Origin of the sequence: Flavobacterium sp. (assembly GCF_044349645.1) — a bacterium.
Classification (GTDB): Bacteria; Bacteroidota; Bacteroidia; order Flavobacteriales; family Flavobacteriaceae; genus Flavobacterium.
This window is the reverse complement of the sequence record NZ_JBIKQP010000021.1, coordinates 16,569-37,161: the sequence shown is the minus strand read 5'-3', so window position 1 is coordinate 37,161 and position 20,593 is coordinate 16,569. Positions and strand designations below refer to the sequence as shown.

Annotated in this window: 20 protein-coding genes; 14 read left to right on the top strand and 6 right to left on the bottom strand. The window is 32.2% G+C overall.

Annotated features, from left to right (window positions below; all coding sequences use genetic code 11):
- The 4 genes from rpmB to ftsY form a co-directional block, all read left to right on the top strand.
- The coding region (gene rpmB / locus AC9UFV_RS05985; RefSeq protein ID WP_509573844.1) for a 50S ribosomal protein L28 at positions 1-181 on the top strand (181 nt) is incomplete at its 5' end.
- A gap of 34 nt (positions 182-215) precedes the next feature.
- Positions 216-398 (top strand): 50S ribosomal protein L33, encoded by a 183-nt coding sequence (gene rpmG, locus AC9UFV_RS05980; RefSeq protein WP_008253902.1) that lies wholly within the window; start codon positions 216-218, stop codon positions 396-398.
- 75 nt (positions 399-473) lie between these two features.
- Positions 474-626 (top strand): DUF4295 domain-containing protein, encoded by a 153-nt coding sequence (locus tag AC9UFV_RS05975; RefSeq protein ID WP_509521946.1) that lies wholly within the window; start codon positions 474-476, stop codon positions 624-626.
- A 125-nt stretch (positions 627-751) separates the two neighbouring features.
- The gene (ftsY, locus tag AC9UFV_RS05970) at positions 752-1,732 is read left to right on the top strand and encodes a signal recognition particle-docking protein FtsY (protein WP_509573842.1); all 981 of its coding nucleotides are present in this window, start codon (positions 752-754) and stop codon (positions 1,730-1,732) included.
- A 184-nt stretch (positions 1,733-1,916) separates the two neighbouring features.
- Here the strand turns inward: ftsY and AC9UFV_RS05965 are convergent, their stop codons facing one another.
- Positions 1,917-3,005 (bottom strand): serine hydrolase domain-containing protein, encoded by a 1,089-nt coding sequence (locus tag AC9UFV_RS05965; protein WP_509573839.1) that lies wholly within the window; start codon positions 3,003-3,005, stop codon positions 1,917-1,919.
- A gap of 117 nt (positions 3,006-3,122) precedes the next feature.
- Between AC9UFV_RS05965 and AC9UFV_RS05960 the strand changes: the two genes are divergently transcribed.
- Both AC9UFV_RS05960 and AC9UFV_RS05955 read left to right on the top strand, forming a co-directional pair.
- Positions 3,123-3,560, top strand: a complete 438-nt coding sequence (locus tag AC9UFV_RS05960) for a lipocalin family protein (protein WP_509573837.1) — start codon at positions 3,123-3,125, stop codon at positions 3,558-3,560.
- Positions 3,541-3,837, top strand: a complete 297-nt coding sequence (locus tag AC9UFV_RS05955) for a DciA family protein (RefSeq protein WP_509573834.1) — start codon at positions 3,541-3,543, stop codon at positions 3,835-3,837. The genes AC9UFV_RS05960 and AC9UFV_RS05955 overlap by 20 nt, the downstream gene beginning before the upstream one ends.
- A gap of 66 nt (positions 3,838-3,903) precedes the next feature.
- Here the strand turns inward: AC9UFV_RS05955 and AC9UFV_RS05950 are convergent, their stop codons facing one another.
- Both AC9UFV_RS05950 and bshC read right to left on the bottom strand, forming a co-directional pair.
- Positions 3,904-4,323: a nucleoside-diphosphate kinase gene (locus AC9UFV_RS05950; RefSeq protein WP_509521955.1), complete on the bottom strand. Its 420-nt coding sequence runs from the start codon at positions 4,321-4,323 to the stop codon at positions 3,904-3,906.
- Between the two features lie 63 nt (positions 4,324-4,386).
- Positions 4,387-5,976 carry a bacillithiol biosynthesis cysteine-adding enzyme BshC gene (bshC, locus tag AC9UFV_RS05945; RefSeq protein WP_509573832.1) on the bottom strand — a complete coding sequence of 530 codons (1,590 nt, stop codon included), beginning with the start codon at positions 5,974-5,976 and terminating at the stop codon, positions 4,387-4,389.
- Positions 5,977-6,231: 255 nt separating this feature from the next.
- On the opposite strand from bshC, the gene AC9UFV_RS05940 reads away from it, so the two are divergent.
- From AC9UFV_RS05940 to AC9UFV_RS05905, 8 genes are all read left to right on the top strand, one after another.
- A complete protein-coding gene (locus tag AC9UFV_RS05940) occupies positions 6,232-7,635 on the top strand; it encodes an alpha/beta hydrolase family protein (RefSeq protein WP_509573830.1) in 1,404 nt (467 codons plus the stop codon).
- A 46-nt stretch (positions 7,636-7,681) separates the two neighbouring features.
- A complete protein-coding gene (locus AC9UFV_RS05935; RefSeq protein WP_509573828.1) occupies positions 7,682-9,880 on the top strand; it encodes a B12-binding domain-containing radical SAM protein in 2,199 nt (732 codons plus the stop codon).
- Positions 9,881-9,943: 63 nt separating this feature from the next.
- On the top strand, positions 9,944-10,465 hold the full coding sequence (locus AC9UFV_RS05930) for an ankyrin repeat domain-containing protein (RefSeq protein ID WP_509573826.1): 522 nt from the start codon (positions 9,944-9,946) through the stop codon (positions 10,463-10,465).
- 25 nt (positions 10,466-10,490) lie between these two features.
- Positions 10,491-11,249: a T9SS type A sorting domain-containing protein gene (locus tag AC9UFV_RS05925; protein WP_509573824.1), complete on the top strand. Its 759-nt coding sequence runs from the start codon at positions 10,491-10,493 to the stop codon at positions 11,247-11,249.
- Between the two features lie 182 nt (positions 11,250-11,431).
- The gene (locus AC9UFV_RS05920; RefSeq protein ID WP_509573822.1) at positions 11,432-11,827 is read left to right on the top strand and encodes a hypothetical protein; all 396 of its coding nucleotides are present in this window, start codon (positions 11,432-11,434) and stop codon (positions 11,825-11,827) included.
- 1 nt (position 11,828) lies between these two features.
- Positions 11,829-12,704: a DUF5777 family beta-barrel protein gene (locus AC9UFV_RS05915; protein WP_509573820.1), complete on the top strand. Its 876-nt coding sequence runs from the start codon at positions 11,829-11,831 to the stop codon at positions 12,702-12,704.
- A gap of 11 nt (positions 12,705-12,715) precedes the next feature.
- Complete coding sequence (locus AC9UFV_RS05910; protein WP_509573818.1) at positions 12,716-13,057, top strand: hypothetical protein; 342 nt, start codon at positions 12,716-12,718, stop codon at positions 13,055-13,057.
- Positions 13,058-13,063: 6 nt separating this feature from the next.
- Complete coding sequence (locus tag AC9UFV_RS05905) at positions 13,064-13,606, top strand: YceI family protein (RefSeq protein ID WP_509573815.1); 543 nt, start codon at positions 13,064-13,066, stop codon at positions 13,604-13,606.
- A gap of 41 nt (positions 13,607-13,647) precedes the next feature.
- On the opposite strand, the gene AC9UFV_RS05900 is transcribed toward AC9UFV_RS05905, so the two are convergent.
- The 3 genes from AC9UFV_RS05900 to AC9UFV_RS05890 form a co-directional block, all read right to left on the bottom strand.
- Complete coding sequence (locus AC9UFV_RS05900) at positions 13,648-14,136, bottom strand: hypothetical protein (protein ID WP_509573813.1); 489 nt, start codon at positions 14,134-14,136, stop codon at positions 13,648-13,650.
- Positions 14,137-14,159: 23 nt separating this feature from the next.
- On the bottom strand, positions 14,160-15,461 hold the full coding sequence (gene rimO / locus AC9UFV_RS05895) for a 30S ribosomal protein S12 methylthiotransferase RimO (protein ID WP_509573811.1): 1,302 nt from the start codon (positions 15,459-15,461) through the stop codon (positions 14,160-14,162).
- A gap of 176 nt (positions 15,462-15,637) precedes the next feature.
- Positions 15,638-20,566 (bottom strand): FIDD domain-containing protein, encoded by a 4,929-nt coding sequence (locus AC9UFV_RS05890; RefSeq protein WP_509573809.1) that lies wholly within the window; start codon positions 20,564-20,566, stop codon positions 15,638-15,640.
- Between the last annotated feature and the right edge of the window lie 27 nt (positions 20,567-20,593).

Genomic DNA, 20,593 nt, shown 5'->3' with positions numbered 1-20,593 from the left:
CCACGCCATGAATAAAACTAAAAGAAAGTTTTCTGTAAACTTACTAAAAAAACGTTTTTATCTTCCTGAAGAAGACAGATGGATTACTCTTAGAGTAGCTGCATCTACAATTAAAACGATCAACAAAAACGGAATCGCTGCAGTTTTGAAAAAAGCACAGTCAGAAGGTTTTATTAAATAATCCTCTCGCAATTCGAGAAGAATAATCATACAAAATGGCAAAAAAAGGTAATAGAATTCAGGTAATTTTAGAATGTACTGAGCACAAAACATCAGGTGTTCCAGGTACTTCTAGATATATAACAACTAAGAACAAAAAAAATACTCCAGATAGATTAGAGATTAAAAAATTCAATCCTATCTTGAAAAGAGTAACTGTTCACAAAGAAATTAAATAATTAGAGATTTTAATTTAATCTCAAATGGTTTCATTTGAAGGTTTATTAAAATACACAAATAAAACAATATAAGTCATGGCAAAGAAAACCGTAGCAACATTACAGACCGCTTCTAAAAGATTGTCAAAAGCGATCAAAATGGTAAAATCTCCTAAAACTGGAGCGTATACTTTTGTAGAATCTATTATGGCTCCTGAATTAGTAGACGAATTCTTGAAAAATAAATAATTTTCAATAGCATTATATAGAAAAGCTACTTTCATTCGGAAGTAGCTTTTTTATTTTTTATATTTACAACTTAATTTATTGGTTTTAAATCAAACCCGAATTTTCGGGGGATAAAATATTTAATAATGAGTTTTTTTAAAAAATTATTCTCTTCTGAAAAAAAAGAAACTATCCTTCCTGAGGAAGTAAAAGAATCGTTGGATAAAGGATTAGAAAAATCAAAAACCTCCTTTTTTTCTAAGTTGACCAAAGCGGTTGCAGGAAAAACTAAAGTAGATGCGGATGTTTTAGATAATTTAGAGGAAATTTTAATATCATCAGATGTTGGAGTGAATACTACTCTTAAAATTATTGAGCGAATTGAAAACTATGTAGCTGAAAATAAATATTTAGGAACAGAGGAACTTAATGAAATCCTTAGAAATGAAATTGCGAGTCTTTTATCAGAAACTAATTCTGGCGAAGGAACTCAATTTGAAATTCCAACCACGACTAAACCTTATGTGTTAATGGTAGTTGGTGTTAATGGTGTTGGAAAAACTACCACTATTGGTAAATTGGCTTATCAATTTAAGAAACAAGGTTTTAATGTAGTTTTGGGCGCCGCTGATACTTTTAGAGCGGCCGCAATTGATCAGTTGCAAGTTTGGGCAGATCGAGTAGGAGTGCCATTGGTGAAACAGCAAATGGGAAGTGATCCTGCATCGGTAGCATTTGATACTTTGCAATCGGCTGTTTCTCAAAATGCCGATATTGTTATAATTGATACGGCAGGGCGTTTACATAATAAAGTAAATTTAATGGCCGAATTGACTAAAGTAAAACGAGTAATGCAAAAGGTGGTTGGTGATGCTCCACACGATGTAATGTTAGTTTTAGACGGGTCAACAGGTCAAAATGCATTTGAACAAGCAAAACAATTTACAGCTGCAACGGAAGTGACTTCCTTAGCGGTTACCAAATTAGACGGAACTGCAAAAGGTGGAGTGGTAATTGGAATCTCAGATCAGTTTCAAATACCGGTAAAATATATAGGTGTGGGTGAAGGAATTGAAGACTTGCAAGTTTTCAATAAATACGAATTTGTAGATAGTTTCTTTAAATAATTAGCTGATGAATTTTCCCTCATTAAAAAAAATACCACCTATTTATTTGTACTTTATAAGTTTTTTATTATTTGTAATTTCCAATTTAATTAAAGAAAAAAGTCCGATTTTCTATGGAATATTATTGCCTGTTGGATCAATTTTCTTCCTTTTAGGACTTTATAATCGTATTACAAATAAATAATTACTGGTACAAAGCGTTGATTTTCTGCCAAAGTACTTCATCAAATGTTGAAAGTGCTAAATTTGCTGAATCTGCGGCATCTCCCATTCTTATAACCACCATTTTTTTACTCGGAACAACATAAATTTTCTGGTCGTCTTTTCCTAAAGCCATGTACATGTCATTTGCTCCTGAAGCAATTAGACTTCCATTAAATTGCAATTGAGTTTGAGGTAAACGGTAGCTTGCTTTGCCGTTGATCCACCATAAATAACCATATGCTAAATTGATATTTTGTGAAGTAGTTGTAGCTTGATTTAAGAAGGCTGAATTAATAACTTGTGTTCCATTCCAATTTCCATTGTTGAGAGCTAATAATCCAAATCTTGCCATACTTCTTGTATTACTAAAATAGATTCGTAACCCTAAATTTGCTCCAGTTCCATTATACCAAAAACCAGTTGAACTCATCCCAATTTTATCTCTGAGTTTGGTATTGAAGTAGTTGTTCCATGTTTGTCCGGTAGCTTGTACAACCACATCTTGAAGTTTTACATAAACATTATGATACGCCCATCTGGTCCCAGCATCGGCAACATATTGAAGGTTACTGGGAGCAACATCATCTACTAAAGTATCGTCCAAACCAGAGTTCATACTTAATAAATTTTTGCATGTGATTAGGTTTTCTTTTGCTAATGGTGCACTTGTCCAACCAGTTCCTAAATAATCTGAAACTTTATTGTTTGTATTGATAAAACCCTCTTGTTCAGCAATTCCGGTTATAGTTGAAGTTAGTGTTTTACCAGCACTATTCCACCTCCAAAGTGTAGTTGCAGTATGACCATTAAAGTAATTTTCCATCACTATTCTCCCATTTACAAGGATCATAAATGATTTGGTGTTTTTTAATAATAAATAATCTAGTAAAGGCTGAACCGCATTTTGGTTCCAACCTAAAGAAGAAATAGATTGTGTTTCCCAAGTATCCGTTCCATTGTTAGGTGGGAAATACATGGTATTATTATTGGTGTTGGAATTACTATTATTGTCGTTTGAACAATTGGTAAATGTTATTAATATAAGTAAAAAGCAAATAATTTTTTTCATAACTAAAGTTTGAAATAAGACTTTAAAAATAGTAAATAGTTTAATTGAAATATTATTTTTATAATTTAATTGGTATTCAAAATTATAATGAAGTAAATTTGTATAAACCTCAGTATAATGAAAAAAATAGTTTCAATTGCTTTATTACTTCTATTTTCTGCTTGTCATCAAAAAGTGACTTCCAATGATATTGCCTATTTGAATGGCTATTGGGAAATAGAAAAGGTAGTTTTTTCAAATGGTTCAAATAAAGAATACACTTACAATGAATCGTTTGACTATTTTCAAGTAAAAGATAAATCAGGTTTTAGAAAGAAAGTAATGCCTCAATTGGACGGACGTTTTTTAGTTAATAACCAATTGGAAAAAATTAAAATTTCGTTTGAAAACGAGGAGGTTTATATCAATTACAATACTCCATTTGCAAAATGGAAAGAAAAAATTAAAGCTATTTCAAAAGACAAATTAGTTTTAATAAATTCTTCAAAAGCGGAGTATCATTATAAAAAGGCTTCGCCAATAAATATTTTAGGAGATGGCAAAACGACTAAATAACGAAAGTTCAATTGGTGATGTTTTAAAAGAATTCATCCAAAGTAACAAACTTCAGTCGGGAATTGACCAAGTTTCTGTCAAAGAAGCTTGGGTTTCATTGATGGGAAATGGTGTAAACAGTTATACTAAAAATGTAACTTTGAAAGGGGAAACATTATATGTAGAATTGTCATCCTCAGTTTTAAGGGAAGAATTAAGTCATGGAAAATCTAAAATTATAACCATGATAAATGAAGAATTAAAGCGAGAAATTGTAAAAAGTATAATACTCAGATAAGTAAAATTTGGATCAAAAAAAAATCCCGTTTCATTGAAACGGGATTTTATATTTAAAAAAGTTCTATTAGAATTGCTCTCTTCCAGCAAAGTGGAAAGCACTTTCTATAGCTGCGTTTTCGTCGCTATCAGAACCGTGAACTGCATTTTCACCAATTGAAGTTGCATAAGCTTTTCTAATTGTTCCTTCAGCAGCTTCAGCAGGATTGGTTGCGCCAATTAATACTCTAAAATCTTCAACTGCATTTTCTTTTTCTAAAATTGCAGCAACAATTGGTCCTCTTGACATAAATTCTACTAATTCTCCGTAGAAAGGTCTTGCAGCGTGAACAGCATAAAATGCTTGAGCATCAGCCACAGTTAATTGAGTTAATTTCAAAGAAACGATTTTGAAACCTCCGTTTGTAATCATTGCTAAAATGTTACCGATGTGTCCGTTTGCAACAGCATCTGGTTTAATCATTGTAAATGTTCTATTTGTAGCCATTTTGTTTTTTATAAATTTTTTGCAAAAGTAAGATATTTTAATCGAATTCCAATTATTATCTCATTATAATGTTAGAATCGTAAAATTTGTATCTAAAGGAACTAATTCATTATATAATTTTGAAACCAATGTTTTTCCTGATTCCAAATAAAATTCAGAAAAATTAGCTTGACGTTCTTGCAAACTTTGATTCGGAAATAACTCGTTTTGAAGCTTGATAATTCGCTCTAATTCTAACTCATATTTCTTTTTTTGAGCCTTCAAAAATCGTTTTTCTAAATTTTCTAGTCCTTTTATTTGCTTTGCTTCTTGTGCCTTTACCGCTCCTAAAAAGGATTTATCTGTTTGATTTGTAATAGTATATAAATCTGAGAATTGCTTTTGTAATGCTGTTTTTAGCTTTGAAAAATCAATTGGAATTTCTGATATTTCTTTTACTTTATTATTTATTAGAATCTCTTGTTTTGAAAATAATTGTTTCCAATTCAATTGAAGTTTTTCGATTTTCTCTTCTTGTTTTTTGGTTATTATAAGTGCTGAATTTCTTAGCAATAAAATAGGAAAAGTACATCCAAAAGCATCAAATGTCGACTTTAATTCCAACCAATAGGCAATTTCTCCACCGCCGCCAATATAACATAAATTAGGTAAAATCACTTCTTGATATAATGGTCTCAGTATTACATTTGGACTAAATTTTTCTGGATTGGTTTCCAACAATTCTAACAAATCACTTTGTGAAAATGTAATTTTCGTATTGTTAATTTTGAAAACTCCTTCTTCAAATACAATTCGTTCTCTTAAATTATCTTCAATATAAAAAAGATTAATATCACGAGGATTAACTTGTGTTGGATATTTCTTTAGCTTTTCAATCGTTTCACAAACATTTTTATAGGAAGTATTTTGTAATAGTTCCTCTTTAATATATGGAATAAATTGACTTTTTAATTCGGAATTGTCTGCATCAATAATTACTAATCCGTAAGATCCAAAAAGTTCATTCGCCAATTTACGAGTTGCATTGGCTAACGAATCAATATTTGTGTAAGCGCTTTCAAACAGATTTTTTATTTCATTAGCATTTGAACCAGATCCTAATTCTTTCTCAAATACCGTTAGTATTTCTTGAAGTCCATCAGTTGAAAGCCTTCCAACCGGTCCAGAACTTTCTTTGTCCCATTTGAATTTTTTACCTTTAAAATTAAAGTAGTTTATTTCATCAAAATCATGGTCTTCAGTAGCCATCCAATAGATTGGTACAAATTTATAAGACGGATATTTCTTCTTTAATTCCTCTGTTAATTTTATGGTTGAGATTATTTTGTAAAGGAAATACAATGGCCCTGTAAATAAATTTAGCTGATGACCAGTGGTAATTGTGAAAGTATTTTCTTTCGAAAGAAAAGCAATATTGTTCTTTGTTAATTCCGATACTGAACTATTTTCATATTGTTTATTAAGAACAGAAACTAGTATTTCTCTTATTTTAGGACTGTAATTTTGTTGTTTTTCCTTAATCTGATTTTCGAAATTTTCAATTGATGGAAAATGATTGTAAAATGATTGTAAGCTAGATTCCTGATTTAAATAATCATTCATCATAGGAGTGAAATATCCTGAATTTTGATAGCTAATACAATCCGTAGGCATAGGAAATTTAATTTTTGCTAAATTACAAAAAAAGCAATACAATTACTTGTTTAGTAACATTAGGAATTAGATATTTGCCTAATTACATAAATTAAAAACTAGGATTACTAATGGATTTTGTTATAATCCCAATTGATTTTTACATGTATTTTTTTCTTTAAATCTTTTTTTATAAAATTTTTACAATTGTGTCTTTAAAATTTTCATATTATTTACAACTCAAAACAAACAATCATAAATTAAATTAAATTATACATGAAAAGAATCGTCTCTTTTATCTTTATTTTCGGAGCAATTTCAACTATTTTCGGTCAAGATATTACGGGTACTTGGAATGGAGTATTAAAAGTTCAAGGAATGCAATTGAGCTTGGTTTTTCATATTAATAAAACTGATAAAGGATTTTCATCAACCATGGATAGTCCGGATCAAAAAGCATTTGGAATGCCAGTTACAACTACCAATTTTGAGAATTCAAAGTTAATTATAGCTATTGCAAATCCTAGAATTGAGTACGAAGGAGTTTTGGGTGCTGATGGAAACATAATTGGTAATTTTAAACAATCTGGGCAAAGTTTTCCAATGAATTTATCGAAAGGAAAAGTTGAAAAAGAAATAATTAAACGCCCACAAGAACCAAAAAAACCCTATTCTTATTATACTGAAGACGTAGTTTTTGAAAATAAGGTAGCAAATATAAGTCTTGCAGGAACTTTGACGTTACCAACTAAAGATGGTGTTTTTCCAGCTGTGATTTTAATTTCAGGAAGTGGAGCTCAAAATAGAGACGAAGAATTATTAGGACACAAACCTTTTTTGATAATTGCTGATTATTTAACTAAAAATGGAATTGCAGTTTTACGTTTTGACGATAGAGGAACGGCAATGTCAAAAGGGAATTATGCTACTGCAACAACTTTGGACTTTGCATCAGACGTAGAAGCAGCAGTACTATATTTACTAACAAGAAAGGAAATAGATCAAAAGAAAATCGGTTTAATTGGACATAGCGAAGGGGGAATAATAGCTCCTATGGTAGCTGCTAAATCCAAAAAGGTATCATTTATAATTTTATTAGCAGGCACAGGAATTCCGGGTGACGAACTGTTATTGTTACAACAAGAATTAATTGGAAAAGCATCAGGAATTTCTGATGAGGATTTGAAGAAATCGGAAATAATAAATAAAGAGGTTTCTAAAATTGTAAAAGAAGCGACGAGTTCAGACCTGATGAAGAAAGAGTTAACTGATTACATCACAAAATCTGTTAAATCAGATTCAGGTTTAAAAATTCCAGATGGTATAAGTGAATCCGACTTTATAGAAGCGAAAGTGGCTGAAATAATGATTCCTTGGATGCAATTTTTTATTAAATACAATCCTGCGCCGGCATTAGAAAAAGTAAAATGTCCTGTTTTAGCAATAAATGGTGATAAAGACCTACAAGTTCCTTCAAAAGTTAATTTAGATGCTATAAATAAAGCCCTTGTAAAAGGTGGGAATAAGAAAGTAACTATTAAAGAATTACCCAATTTGAATCATTTATTTCAAGAATGTAAAACGGGTTCCCCTCAAGAATATTCAGAAATCGAACAAACATTTTCGCCTTTAGCATTATCTGAGATCTTGAATTGGATTCAAATTCAAACTAAAAAATAAAAATCTGTTCGTTTTATTTTAGTTATTTTTGTCAAAAACAAATTAATTGGAAAACAACGTTTTTATAGTCACCCCGCCGTTCACGCAACTGAACACCCCATATCCGGCTTCTGCTTATATCAAAGGTTTTCTCAATACGTTGAACGTTACAACTATTCAAGCCGATTTAGGAATTGAGGTGATTTTAGAATTGTTTTCCAAAGAAGGACTTATAAGTTTGTTTAAAGTTGAAAGTTTAAACTTGATGGTTGATGAACTTTCAGCCAATTCTTCTCGTATTTTAGCACTTCAAGACGATTATATTAAAACGATTGATAGTGTTATTTCATTTTTACAAGGAAAAAACCCAACATTAGCTTTGCAAATTTGTCAAGGTGATTATTTGCCTGAGGCTTCCCGTTTCAATCAAATTGAAGAAATGGATTGGGCTTTTGGAACTATGGGAACCCAAGATAAAGCCAAGCATTTAGCTACTTTATATTTAGAAGACATTTCAGATTATATTGTAGAATGTATCGATGAAAATTTTGGATTCAGTCGTTATGCAGAACGATTAGGAAGAAGCGCCAACTCATTTGATGAATTGTACGATGTATTAAATCAAGAATCGACCTATATTGACACCATATTGATTTCGATATTAAAATCGAAAATTGAAACCATTCAACCCACATTATTTCTTATTTCTGTTCCCTTTCCTGGAAATTTATATGCAGCTTTTCGATGTGCTCAATGGGTAAAAAAGTATCATCCAACAATTAAAATTGCAATGGGCGGTGGTTTTCCAAATACAGAGCTGCGTTCCCTTTCCGATAAAAGAGTATTTGAATTTTTCGATTTTATCACCCTTGACGATGGAGAATTACCACTAAAATTGCTAATAGATAATTTAAGTTCAAAATCCCCTAGGCAATACAAAAGAACCTTTCTCATAGAAAATGGAGAAGTGGTTTATAAAAATAATTCTGCAAAATCTGATTACAAACAAGCAGAAGTGGGAACTCCTGATTATTCCGATTTATTGTTAGATAAATACATATCTGTAATTGAAATTGTAAATCCGATGCACCGGATGTGGAGCGATGGAAGATGGAATAAGCTTACCATGGCTCACGGATGTTATTGGGGCAAATGTACATTTTGTGATATTTCATTGGATTATATAAAATTATACGAACCCGTTGCTGCAACTATTTTGTGCGATAGAATGGAACAATTGATTGCTCAAACGGGTCAAAATGGATTTCATTTTGTAGACGAAGCCGCGCCTCCAGCTTTGATGAGAGCATTAGCTTTAGAAATATTACGCAGGAAAATTGATGTAACTTGGTGGACCAACATACGATTTGAAAAGAGTTTTTCTAAAGAGCTTTGTCAATTATTGAAAGCTTCTGGTTGCATTGCAGTTTCAGGAGGATTGGAAGTTGCCTCTGATAGATTGTTAGAACTCATAGATAAAGGAGTAACTGTAGAACAAGTTGCTAAAGTGACCCGAAATTTCACTGAAGCGGGAGTTATGGTTCATGCTTATTTGATGTATGGTTACCCAACGCAAACAATTCAAGAAACGATTGATAGTTTAGAAATGGTGCGTCAGCTATTTGAAATTGGGGTTTTACAATCTGGATTTTGGCATCAATTTGCAATGACAGCTCATAGTCCAATTGGATTAAATCCAGAAAAATACGGAGTTATTAAAGAGACAGAGGAAATTGGAACCTTCGCAAATAACGATATTAACTTTGTTGATTCGACAGGTATTGACCACAATCAATTTAGTTTTGGGTTAAAGAAATCACTTTATAATTTCATGCACGGAATATGTTTTGATTATCCACTACAGGATTGGTTTGATTTTAAAATACCACCAACTACAATTTCAGAAGATTTCATTTATAATGCACTATCTGAAGAAATAGATTTATCGATTAAGCCCAATTCAAAGGTGGTTTGGATAGGAGCAGAGCCGCAAGTTGCTAATTTTATTAAAACCAAAAAAGGAAATTCATGGGAAATGAGCACGTTGACATTTCACGATAGAAAGGAGTCTTATTCTGTTCAATTGAATCGTAAAGAAGGGGATTGGCTAATTGAAACACTTAATAAAGTTAGGGTTTCCAATACTAAATTAAATACCCTTCAAGAAATTAAATCAGACTTTGAATCTCAATTTGAGAATTTTGAGCTGTTTTGGTTTTCAAAACCAATAGCAACTTTGAAGGATTACGGATTATTAATTGTCTAATAATTAGATAATTGTTTTTTTTATCGAAATATTATTCTATTTTTGAGACTGCAATTCAAACCAATGAAAAACTACTTTCAAATAGTCCTTTTGCTACTTCTATGTACTTCTTTGAAAGCACAAGATAAAAACGTGTTCGACGTTGCTCGAAAAGGATCTTTATCCGAAATACAAAATATCTACAAACAAAATCCAGAACTCGTAAACGCCATTAATGATAATAAAGCAACTCCGTTAATTTTGGCTTGTTATAGAAATAATGAAGCCGTAGCTTTATATTTATCAGATAAAGTTTCAAACATAAATTACAATTCTGGGATGGGAACTGCATTGATGGCAGCAATTATGTCGGGAAATAAAGTAATTATAGAAAAATTAATTTCAAATAAGGCTGATTTAGATCAACAAGATATTCAAGGGAAAACAGCGTTAATTTATGCTGCATTCAATAATAATTTTGAAATTGCTCAATTGCTTGTTAAAGCGGGTGCAAATTCTAAAATTACCGATAATGAGAAAAGAACTGCTTTAGATTATGCCAAATTCAATAAGAATACACAGTTAATTATATTATTAGACAAATAAAACACAACCATTCAATTAAAAAATTATGAAAAAACTTTACTTTGCAATTGCCTTATTAGTTGGACTAAATGTCTCAATGGCACAAACAAAATCATCAGGTGTAGTTGCGTTGCATAGCTCAATGTCTTTACAAGTTGATATGAATTCAGCAACATCAACGGTAACACTTAGGCTTTCAGGTCCTGCAGATAGATGGTTTGCAATTGGATTTAATGCAACTTCAATGTCTAACGGAACCGATTGCATCTATTATTCTACCTCTTTAGTAGATTCAGTTTTAACGGGGCAAGGTGCTCCAACTATTGATGCCTCAAATGAGTGGACCCTTGTTAGCAATGATTTAATATCAGGTACAACCAGATCACTTGTATTAACTAGAAATTTTGCTGGTGGTGCAGGTGACTATACTTTTAATTATAACAATAATTCTTTAAATATTATTTGGGCCTTCGGATCTGGAATTTCAATGAATCAACATTCTGGAACTGCAAGAGGTTCAAGTACATTAGGATTTACGCTTGGGGTTGATAATTTCACCTCGTTAGAAAATATTACAATTGCGCCTAATCCCTCTAACGGTATTTTCAACATTACAAAAAACATTCAAACTTCCATTTCTAAAGTTACTGTATTTGATATCAATGGAAAGGTTTTAAAAGTTATTGATTCTGAATTAGCTTTAGATTCAATTCAAATGAATTTATCAGATTTTTCTAAAGGGGTTTATTTTGTGGAAATCAGTAATGATATTGATAAAGTAGTTCGCAAAATAGTTATTGATTAATTCAATTTCTACTATTTTATAAAACTCTATTTGAAAAAATAGAGTTTTTTTTTGCTTTTAAATCAAATTTATTAAAAAATATCAGGTTTCAACCTAATAATTTAATTAAGAAAATCTTACCATTTTTAGACTGTTTTTGATATTTATTTTAATAAATTTGAATAATATTAATTCATCAAAGAATGTCTAAGAAAACAAAAATAATAGGATTTCTGATAGGAGTAGTTTTACTATTTTTATTCACTTTAATTTATGTTTTTTATGGAGGTTCTAGAAATATAGCTACCGAAGAAGCTGAATTTATTATACCATCGAAAGTTATTACCGCTGAATTCAATGCTGATGTTGCTAAAGCTACTCTTAACTATTCCGACAAAACTATTGCTATTTCTGGCAAAGTAACTGCAGTTTATGATAGTATAGTAACTATCGATAATACTATAATTTGTAATTTTAATTTACCAGATGCAACTATAAAAACAGATCAATTAGTTTCCATAAAAGGAAGATTAGTAGGTTTTGATGACTTGATGGGTGAGTTGAAATTAGATCAATGTTCAATTAATAAAAACAATTAAAATGAAAATAAAGTACTTTTTATCGTTCCTTTTAGTCTTTTGTACTTTCTATATTGCAAAGGCGCAAGACGATTTATTAAACCAATTGGACGCAGGTATACCAAAACAAGTTAATATAGAAATAGCAACATTCAAAGGCCTACAAATTTGCAATATGCAATCCACAAAACTACCTGCCAAAGGAGAATTTTATTTCATAGTTTCACATCGTTTTGGTGATTTGGCGCAAGGAATGGAGAATTTTTTCGGATTGGACAATGCTTATACTAAATTAGGAGGAATTTATGGAGTTTCTAATTGGCTGGCAATTAGTGCTTCACGTCATACTTTTCAAAAAACATTTGAATTGGCTGCTAAGTATAAAATGGCAAATCAGGAAGTTGATGGATTTCCAGTTACAATTGTAGGATACAACACAATGGATATCAATAGTGAATTGAAAAAGAATGATCTAATGCCTGGGTTGCAATTCAATAACCGATTGGCATTTACAACCCAATTATTAATTTCGAGAAAATTTAATGATTCCTTTTCATTTGAATTAGCACCAATTTACGTTCATAAAAATTTATATGACGGAATTTTAGATCAAAAATCGACCTTATTATTGGGAACAGGAGCTAGATATAAAATTGCAAAGCGATTAAGTTTGAATTTAGAATATGCAGCTAGATTAAATCTTCCAGAAGGATTTGTTTCAAATTATAGTAACCCATTAACTTTAGGTTTAGATATTGAAACAGGTGGTCACGTATTCCAATTGGTGTTCTCAAACAGCCAAGCTATGAATGACGTAGCTGTATTTACTAATGCAAATGGGCGATGGGATGGTACTAAGCAATTGTATTTCGGATTTAATATGTACAGAGTTTTTTAAAACATATAATTATGAAAAATTTAAAATTAGTTTTATTCGCAATTAGCAGTTTGCTTATTGTTTCATGTGAATCTACTACGATTCAAGATATATCGGGTGTAGTTACAAATCCAACCTACAATGTACATGTTAAACCAGTTATGACATCAAAATGTACAGGTTGTCATGCTGCAGGAGGTCAATTTCCAAATTTAACTTCCTATTCTGCAGTTAAAAATGCAACCCAAAATGGAACTTTATTATGTAGATTAGATGCTTCTTGTGGTAACATAATGCCACAAACCGGGAGTTTGCCTCAAGCAACAATTACAATGATAAATACATGGGCAACCAATAATTTCCCTGAAAATTAAATTAAGATGAAAAAAATATTCTTATTTACGTTATTATTAATAGTAAACATAACTTTCGCTCAAAGATTGTTAACTCGTTCTGGGGAAATTAAATTTGATGCATCTATGCCTAATTTAGTTGAAATTGCGGGGAAAAGTAATACCGTTTCAGCAATTTTAGATCAAGCAACTGGGCAATTTGCAACAAGTGTGATCATTAAATCTATCCGTTTCAAAACACCATTAATGGAGGAACATTTTAATGAGAATTATATGGAATCTTCTAAATTTCCAAATTCCACATTTAAAGGGAAAATAATTGGTTTTGATGCTAGAAAATTATCATCTAATAAAGTTGCTTTTGATATTGAAGGTGATTTAACTATTCATGGAGTAACTAAGAAAATAAAAACCAAAATCTTTTTAACTTCAAATGGGGGTGGGGTAGGCGCAACAGGAAATTTTACAGTTCATGCGCAAGATTATGACATTGAGATTCCAAAACTTGTAAAGGATAAATTTGCAGAACAGATAAAAGTTAGCTTTAATTTAGATTTAGGATCAAAATAAAATTTATAAAAAAACCGCGATAATCGCGGTTTTTTTAAACTTTATCTGTTTCTCCTTGAATAAGCTTCTTGTTGTTTCTTCGCATCTTCAGCAAGCAATTTGTATTTTGCTTTTTGATCTTTGTTAAGTAAAATCATTATATCTAGATCCATTTTTTCAGCAATTGCTTTTAGTTCATTTGCTTTTTCCTCATTACCACCTTCTTCTTTTTTTATTATAGCATTTTGCTTTTTTATATTTTCAGTAATAATATTAGAAATAGCAATAACCTGTAGTTCATCTAATATTAGTTGTTGGTTGAGTCTATCGACCACTTTTTTTACCGTTTCTTCGATTGCTGGTTCTTTTGGTTGAGACCTTTGAGGTTGCATATTGCGGTTTCCATTCATTCCACCACCCATTCCGCCTTGACCCATTCCGCCTCCCATTCCTCCCATTCCACCACCCATTCCGCCTTGGCCAAATTGAGCTGAAATAGATTGCATAGAAAATAACAAAAACAAAGTGCAAATTATTTTAATTGATTTCATATTTAATTTTATTAAATTAATATCTAAATTGGTTCACCATATAAATCAAATTCTGTAGCTTCTGTAATTTTAATCATCACAAATTCACCCGTCTTTACATAGTGTCTTGAAGCATCAATTAATACTTCATTATCCACATCTGGGCTGTCAAATTCTGTTCTTCCCACAAAATGTGCACCTTCTTTTCTATCAATGATACATTTAAATGTATGCCCCACTTTATCTTGGTTTAAATCCCAAGAAATTTGCGATTGCAATTCCATTATTTCTTCTGCTCGAGCTTGTTTTACCTCACTTGGAACATCATCTTCTAAAAGGTAAGCATGTGTATTTTCTTCATGAGAATAGGCAAAACAACCCATTCTATCAAATTTCATTTCTTGAACAAAGTCTTTCAATATTTCAAAATCTTCCTGAGTTTCTCCAGGATAACCCACAATTAAGGTAGTTCGAATTGCCATTCCAGGAACTGCAGCTCTAAAATCTTTCAATAATTGAGTGGTTTTTTCTCTTGTTGTCCCACGACGCATCGATTTCAATATAGAATCAGAAATATGCTGAAGTGGAATATCAATATAGTTGCATATTTTGGGTTCGCGTTTCATGATTTCCAAAACATCCATTGGAAAACCTGTTGGGAATGCATAATGCAAACGAATCCATTCTATTCCTTCAACTTTAACTAAAGCTTCTAATAATTCACCTAAATTACGTTTTTTGTAAATATCAAGACCATAATACGTTAAATCCTGAGCGATTAATATCAATTCTTTAACGCCGTTTTTAGCTAAACCTTCTGCTTCTTTTACTAATTTCTCAATAGTTTGAGAAACGTGTTTTCCGCGCATAATCGGAATAGCACAAAAACTACAAGGGCGGTCGCAACCTTCAGCTATTTTTAAATAAGCATAATTTTTTGGAGTAGTAGTCAATCGTTCCCCCAATAATTCATGTTTGTAATCAGCTCCTAAAGCTTTCAATAAACCAGGCAATTCTGTAGTCCCAAAATACTGATCTACATTTGGAATTTCTTTCTCTAAATCAGGTCGGTATCTTTCAGATAAACAACCGGTAACAAAAACTTTATCTACAATTCCACGTGATTTTTTATCAGCATATTCAAGGATGGTATTCACCGATTCTGCTTTGGCATTATCAATAAAACCACAAGTATTTATAACCACAATATTTCCCTCTTCCTCATGCACCACGTCTTTTCCATTGGCTCGCAATTGCCCCATTAAAACCTCACTGTCGTATACATTTTTGGAACACCCAAGGGTAATTACATTAATCTTATTCTTTTTTAACGATTTCGTTCTCATATATTGTAAATCCTCAACTAATTTGAAGTCAGCAAAATTACACTATTTATTTCTAGGAGCATAAAGTTGGTTGGTTTTTATGACGTTATTTCCCGCTATTCGCTATATCCACGCAAACGCGTGGGATGTCGCTACTATCGGGGCTAATAATTATGTTATTAGTTTCAAATGGAATTTTATCTTTTCAGCGTAAAATGACCTTTCTCAGTTCTTCCGTCTTCAAAATAAATAGTATACCAATAATCATCTGACGGCAAGGGTTGACCATTAAAAGTACCATCCCAACCTTTACTAATTGGGCTTAACTCTTTCAATAATTTACCATAGCGGTCAAAAATATAAATAGTAGTATTATAATTTTTTGTTGTAGTTAAACCTAGAACATTCCATGTATCATTAAATCCATCAGCATTTGGAGTAAAAAATTTGGGAATTCCAATTACATTAATTACTTGAGATGTGGTTCCACAACCATCTAAATCTTTTACATAAACGGTATGAACTCCTGGAGCTACATCAGTAAAAATATTTATAGTTTGATAAGCATTTGGATAATCTAAACTGAAAACATAATTTCCTAATCCTGTTACATTAATAATTACAGTATTATTTTCACTTAAATCCATAATTGTTGGCATTTGGAAATGCGCTGCATCTGAAGCAATTACAGTAATTGTTCTAATTCTAAAACATCCTAATGAATTTATGACTTTAACTGTATAAATCCCTTCAGTATTCACATTTAAAGTATAAGAAGTTGCAGTTGGTATTGCCACACCATCTTTATACCACTCATAAGTATAATTGGTTATTGGACTTCCATCGGTGATTCCTGCATTCAACATTACAAAGAAAGTAGGATCATTACTACATACTAACGTTGAAGTTTGTAATTCAATCACCGGGATAGGATTTACGGTGAATGTTATTGTTTTAGTGATTTTACAAGTTGGATTTATCGGATTGTAAACTACTATTGTTATGTTTTTTGTTACTGTTACTGGCAACGGATTTGGAAGTGGCGTAGATAGAAGTACATTATTTTCATCATAATATTCAAATGCCATTCCTGAGGGTTGATTTAAAGTTACAATATCATGAATAGATTGAGAAGTTGTAAAATCAAACTGTCCGTTTTGCAATGCAGGATCGGTTTCATCGTCACAAATAGTTGTCAAAGATGCTGGTATTGTAAAATCTATTGGAGATTTATCAACTATAAATTGAATGGTTGTATCATACCAGCAAGCCTGAGGAGTGGTATTTGTCACCAACGCTCTAATTGTTTGTGATGTTGATGAGAATGTCGCTGGAAACGGACTTGTAATCAAATTATTATTTGAATCTCTCAGCGGGTTATTTGAAGAATCATAATAAGTAACTGCAACTCCAGTTTGCCCAAGCAATAAATCGCTTTCTAAGTTAGCGGTATTAAAATTAAAAATACCGTCTGTATTATCGTCACATTGTCTAGGAATGTTTACAGTATGCGCAAATGGTTTTGCTTGAACATTTAATGTGACCCAAGGCCCTAAGCCATAACAAGCATTCGTTATATCGCTATCAACTCTCACCCAAATATTTTGAGTTGATGGATATCCGATATTTCTATAGCTGGTTAAATTTGTTATTTCATTTTGTTGCGCCAAAGCATCAGCTCTATTTCGATAATATTTAATGAAGTAGTTTGCAGAAGTTGGTAATAATCCCCTAATTGTAGGTTCTGTAGAACTAAAATCGAAAGTTGCAACACCATCCCGATCGTTATTGTTTGCATTATTATTTCCATTAATATCGAGAAAGTCATCACAAACAGCAGGCATCGTAATATTATAGGTACTAGGAATATTTGGAGCGGCAACTCTCAAAGTTATTTTTGCAACTCTATAACAGCCATTAACTGTCGTAACTCTCGTCCAAATATCCATTATTCCAGCTGTGGTATTTGTGAAAGCAAGTGGAGTAGTAATCTGATCAAAAGTCGGATTCGCATTTGCACCAGCTAAAGAGGTAAAATAAGTAAATGTTTCATTAGCAGCATCTGTCGAAATTTGATTATTATTTACTGTTAAATTGAAAGCTGTTACTGCATCTAAATCATCATCACATTGAACAATTGTAATATCATTAACTACGGGTAAAGGATTTACAATTACTTCAGAAATATTGGTAGAAACTGTTCCACAATTTCCGTTTGCATAAGTTGCAACACAATAATAATAAAGAGTTCCCACAGCTGATGTTATCGGCGTATAACTGAGTGTTGTAGCACCTGAAATTATTGTACCTCCCAAATAAGAATTAATAGTATTTGAATACCATTGATAAGTTGGTGTTCCAGTACCATTAATAAAAGCGGTCGTTAAAGTAATCGGAGTGTTATTAATACATATAGGCTGACTCGCTAATGGCTGAATACCAACAATTGGATTATCCACTACTTGAACACTTACCACCGGGCTTGTCACAGAACATGCTAGTCCTGTTTGGGTAATTATACAATAGTATGATAACGTTCCTACAATTGCGGTTGAGGGTGTGTAATTTGCACTTGTGGCGCCTGCTATTGCTGTGTTTGCTGGAGAATTATACCACTGGTAACTAAAAGTTCCCACTCCGCCTGATGGAGTTACAACTAAATCAGTTGGTGTAGTTCCTTGGCAAATAATTTGAGTATTTGGGGTAATCGTTACAGTAGGATCAGCCACAACACGAACTAAAGCGGTATTACTTGCAACGCTTCCGCAATCTAAACCTGAAAAAGAAACTATTGCATAATAATAAAAGTCCCCTGCTGTATTGAAAGTTGGTGGGGTATAGGAAGTGTTTGTAGCACCAGAAATTGCATTTCCACTAGTTGTATTATTTGAATTAGTACTGTACCACTGAATTGATGGTGTACCTAATCCTCCTGAATAAGCTATTGTAAATGGAGCAACATCACCACCAATACAAATATCTTGAGATGATAAGGGCTGTGTAGTGATTGTTTGAACTGGGTTTACAACCAAATTAAACGACGTAGTCAAAAAACAACCTGAGGCCGCCATAGTTAATCTTACATAAATTATTCTATTTCCAGTATTTATGGAAGTGATTCCGTTTTGACCTAAATTAGCGTCGTTTTGGGAAGTATGGTACGTTACATTTACTCCAGTTTGAGTTCCTAGTGCTTCGCTATTTTTTAATAATAAGTTGAAAGTTGCAGTTCCATTAGTGGCACTTCCATCAACGGCATCATCACATTTAGAAAAATTGGTAATTGTGTTTATAATTGGAACGACTGAATTATTTACATTAACTGTAGATGACACTAAAGGACAAGCTCCCGTTGCAGGAAAACTATAAGTATAGATTCCACCTGCGTCTACTGCTGGATTAAAAACACCAGTTCCAGAACTTAATGCCGGACTCCATGTGCCTCCAACTTCTGCTGTACTTCCTAACAAACTAAATAAATTATAAGCTGGTGTGGTTACGCAAGAGGATGTATTTGTGCTAACTCCAGGATTTTTAATTTGTTGAATAGTAACATTAACTTTTACGCTTATTGTTGTAAGAGAAGTATTACAAGATTTTGTAAACGTGTAAATATATTCTCCGGGTAAATTAATTGAAGGATCAAATATATTTCCATTTAATGGGCTTCCACCCGCAGGAACTGTCCATGTTCCACCTGTTCCTGGATTTCCATTGATTACAGTAAATAAATCACTAGTACTATTGGAACAAACGGTTATATTTGTATCCTGAGGTGTACTTCCAAATCCGGAATAGTAACCTGCAAATCCAACTGCTGTACCCTGAAATCCAAAAACTCCAACTGCTAATGGACCTGTTGAGGTAATATTAAGATTTCCAGATTGATTTGCAACTCTATACGATACCCAGTCGTTATTTCCCAAAACGGCTTGAGCTTGTGAAGTAGGTACTGCAACGCCATTGATAGATATTGTAGCATTGGAGTATGTCAGCATCATTAAATCGGAATTATAAGTATTAGTTCCAATTTGATTTACGTTTGGAATATTAACAGAATTTTGAAAAAAGCAACTCAAAGGTGGAATGAAATTGAGACCAGAGGTAGCAGTGTCCGAACCTCCACCTAATAATTGATATGCGAAAACGGGTTTGCTAGAACGAACATATATATTACTATTATTGGTTCCTTGATAATAAGAATTAGGAACCAAATAGTATTGTCCAGCATTTATGGTAGTTACAGGTGAAGCACTTCCATTAACAAAAATAGCTGTATTGTCTTCGTGAGCTACAATTAAAGGATTTTCCATTGATGCACTCCCATTTCCTTCTATAAAAATATAATCGGTACCAATTTGCGATGCAGAAACTATTTGGTCTAAAGTTAGATCAGCACGACCATTTGTAATGCCTCCAAGTGCATTTCCAGTATTTACAGCAACAGGTTTATCTGAAGTGATTAAACCACCAATAATTCCATCTAGATTAGCAGTCACATTACTGTTTCCACTAAAAACGATACATTCTCCAGCATTTAAAGTAAATGTTTGAGTATCGGCAGTAATATTCCCAGCACCACTAGTAAAAACAACTCCTGTATTATAATTTGATAAGGTTACATTGGTACTATTTTCAGTTGCCATTACACTGGCTACAAAGTTTTTTCTATTGTCTTGACTTTCATTAATTGTACAGCCCAATCTAAAGCTTGTACCTATCCCTGGTCTTCCTTTAGAAATAATTGTTTCGGCATGACTTGCGTGACGCATTCTAAAACTAACATAAAAATCTTTGGTTCCTTGTAGTATAACTCCTCTCCCTGAAACAACTGTATTAACATCACTTAAGTTAAGAAACATTTTTGTTGGCTGGCCAGTTCCTACAGTAAAAAATCCAGGTGTTGACGCTGAAATTGTAAATGGAGAACCGGCATAGGGAACACCATTTCCATCTGTAGCAGTTACTTGAAACGGAACTGTTTCGTTAGTAGACATATAAATATACTGGTCAGAAATAGCAGTGTTATCTCTTGAATGCAATGGTGGTATCCAGTGTTTATTACTCAACTGAGAAAATGAAATCAAAGAAGATAATAGTAAAAACAGTAACGCTAATTTTTTCATAGTAGTAATCACAAAGTGTAAAAATAT

Coding starts and splice junctions, on each gene's coding strand:
- AC9UFV_RS05915 (WP_509573820.1), top strand. CDS start 11,829: ATGAAAATAAAGTACTTTTTATCGTTCCTTTTAGTCTTTTGTACTTTC.
- AC9UFV_RS05975 (WP_509521946.1), top strand. CDS start 474: ATGGCAAAGAAAACCGTAGCAACATTACAGACCGCTTCTAAAAGATTG.
- AC9UFV_RS05905 (WP_509573815.1), top strand. CDS start 13,064: ATGAAAAAAATATTCTTATTTACGTTATTATTAATAGTAAACATAACT.
- AC9UFV_RS05890 (WP_509573809.1), bottom strand. CDS start 20,566: ATGAAAAAATTAGCGTTACTGTTTTTACTATTATCTTCTTTGATTTCA.
- AC9UFV_RS05955 (WP_509573834.1), top strand. CDS start 3,541: ATGGCAAAACGACTAAATAACGAAAGTTCAATTGGTGATGTTTTAAAA.
- AC9UFV_RS05965 (WP_509573839.1), bottom strand. CDS start 3,005: ATGAAAAAAATTATTTGCTTTTTACTTATATTAATAACATTTACCAAT.
- AC9UFV_RS05900 (WP_509573813.1), bottom strand. CDS start 14,136: ATGAAATCAATTAAAATAATTTGCACTTTGTTTTTGTTATTTTCTATG.
- ftsY (WP_509573842.1), top strand. CDS start 752: ATGAGTTTTTTTAAAAAATTATTCTCTTCTGAAAAAAAAGAAACTATC.
- AC9UFV_RS05920 (WP_509573822.1), top strand. CDS start 11,432: ATGTCTAAGAAAACAAAAATAATAGGATTTCTGATAGGAGTAGTTTTA.
- rpmG (WP_008253902.1), top strand. CDS start 216: ATGGCAAAAAAAGGTAATAGAATTCAGGTAATTTTAGAATGTACTGAG.
- bshC (WP_509573832.1), bottom strand. CDS start 5,976: ATGCCTACGGATTGTATTAGCTATCAAAATTCAGGATATTTCACTCCT.
- AC9UFV_RS05940 (WP_509573830.1), top strand. CDS start 6,232: ATGAAAAGAATCGTCTCTTTTATCTTTATTTTCGGAGCAATTTCAACT.
- AC9UFV_RS05930 (WP_509573826.1), top strand. CDS start 9,944: ATGAAAAACTACTTTCAAATAGTCCTTTTGCTACTTCTATGTACTTCT.
- AC9UFV_RS05950 (WP_509521955.1), bottom strand. CDS start 4,323: ATGGCTACAAATAGAACATTTACAATGATTAAACCAGATGCTGTTGCA.
- AC9UFV_RS05960 (WP_509573837.1), top strand. CDS start 3,123: ATGAAAAAAATAGTTTCAATTGCTTTATTACTTCTATTTTCTGCTTGT.
- AC9UFV_RS05910 (WP_509573818.1), top strand. CDS start 12,716: ATGAAAAATTTAAAATTAGTTTTATTCGCAATTAGCAGTTTGCTTATT.
- rimO (WP_509573811.1), bottom strand. CDS start 15,461: ATGAGAACGAAATCGTTAAAAAAGAATAAGATTAATGTAATTACCCTT.
- AC9UFV_RS05925 (WP_509573824.1), top strand. CDS start 10,491: ATGAAAAAACTTTACTTTGCAATTGCCTTATTAGTTGGACTAAATGTC.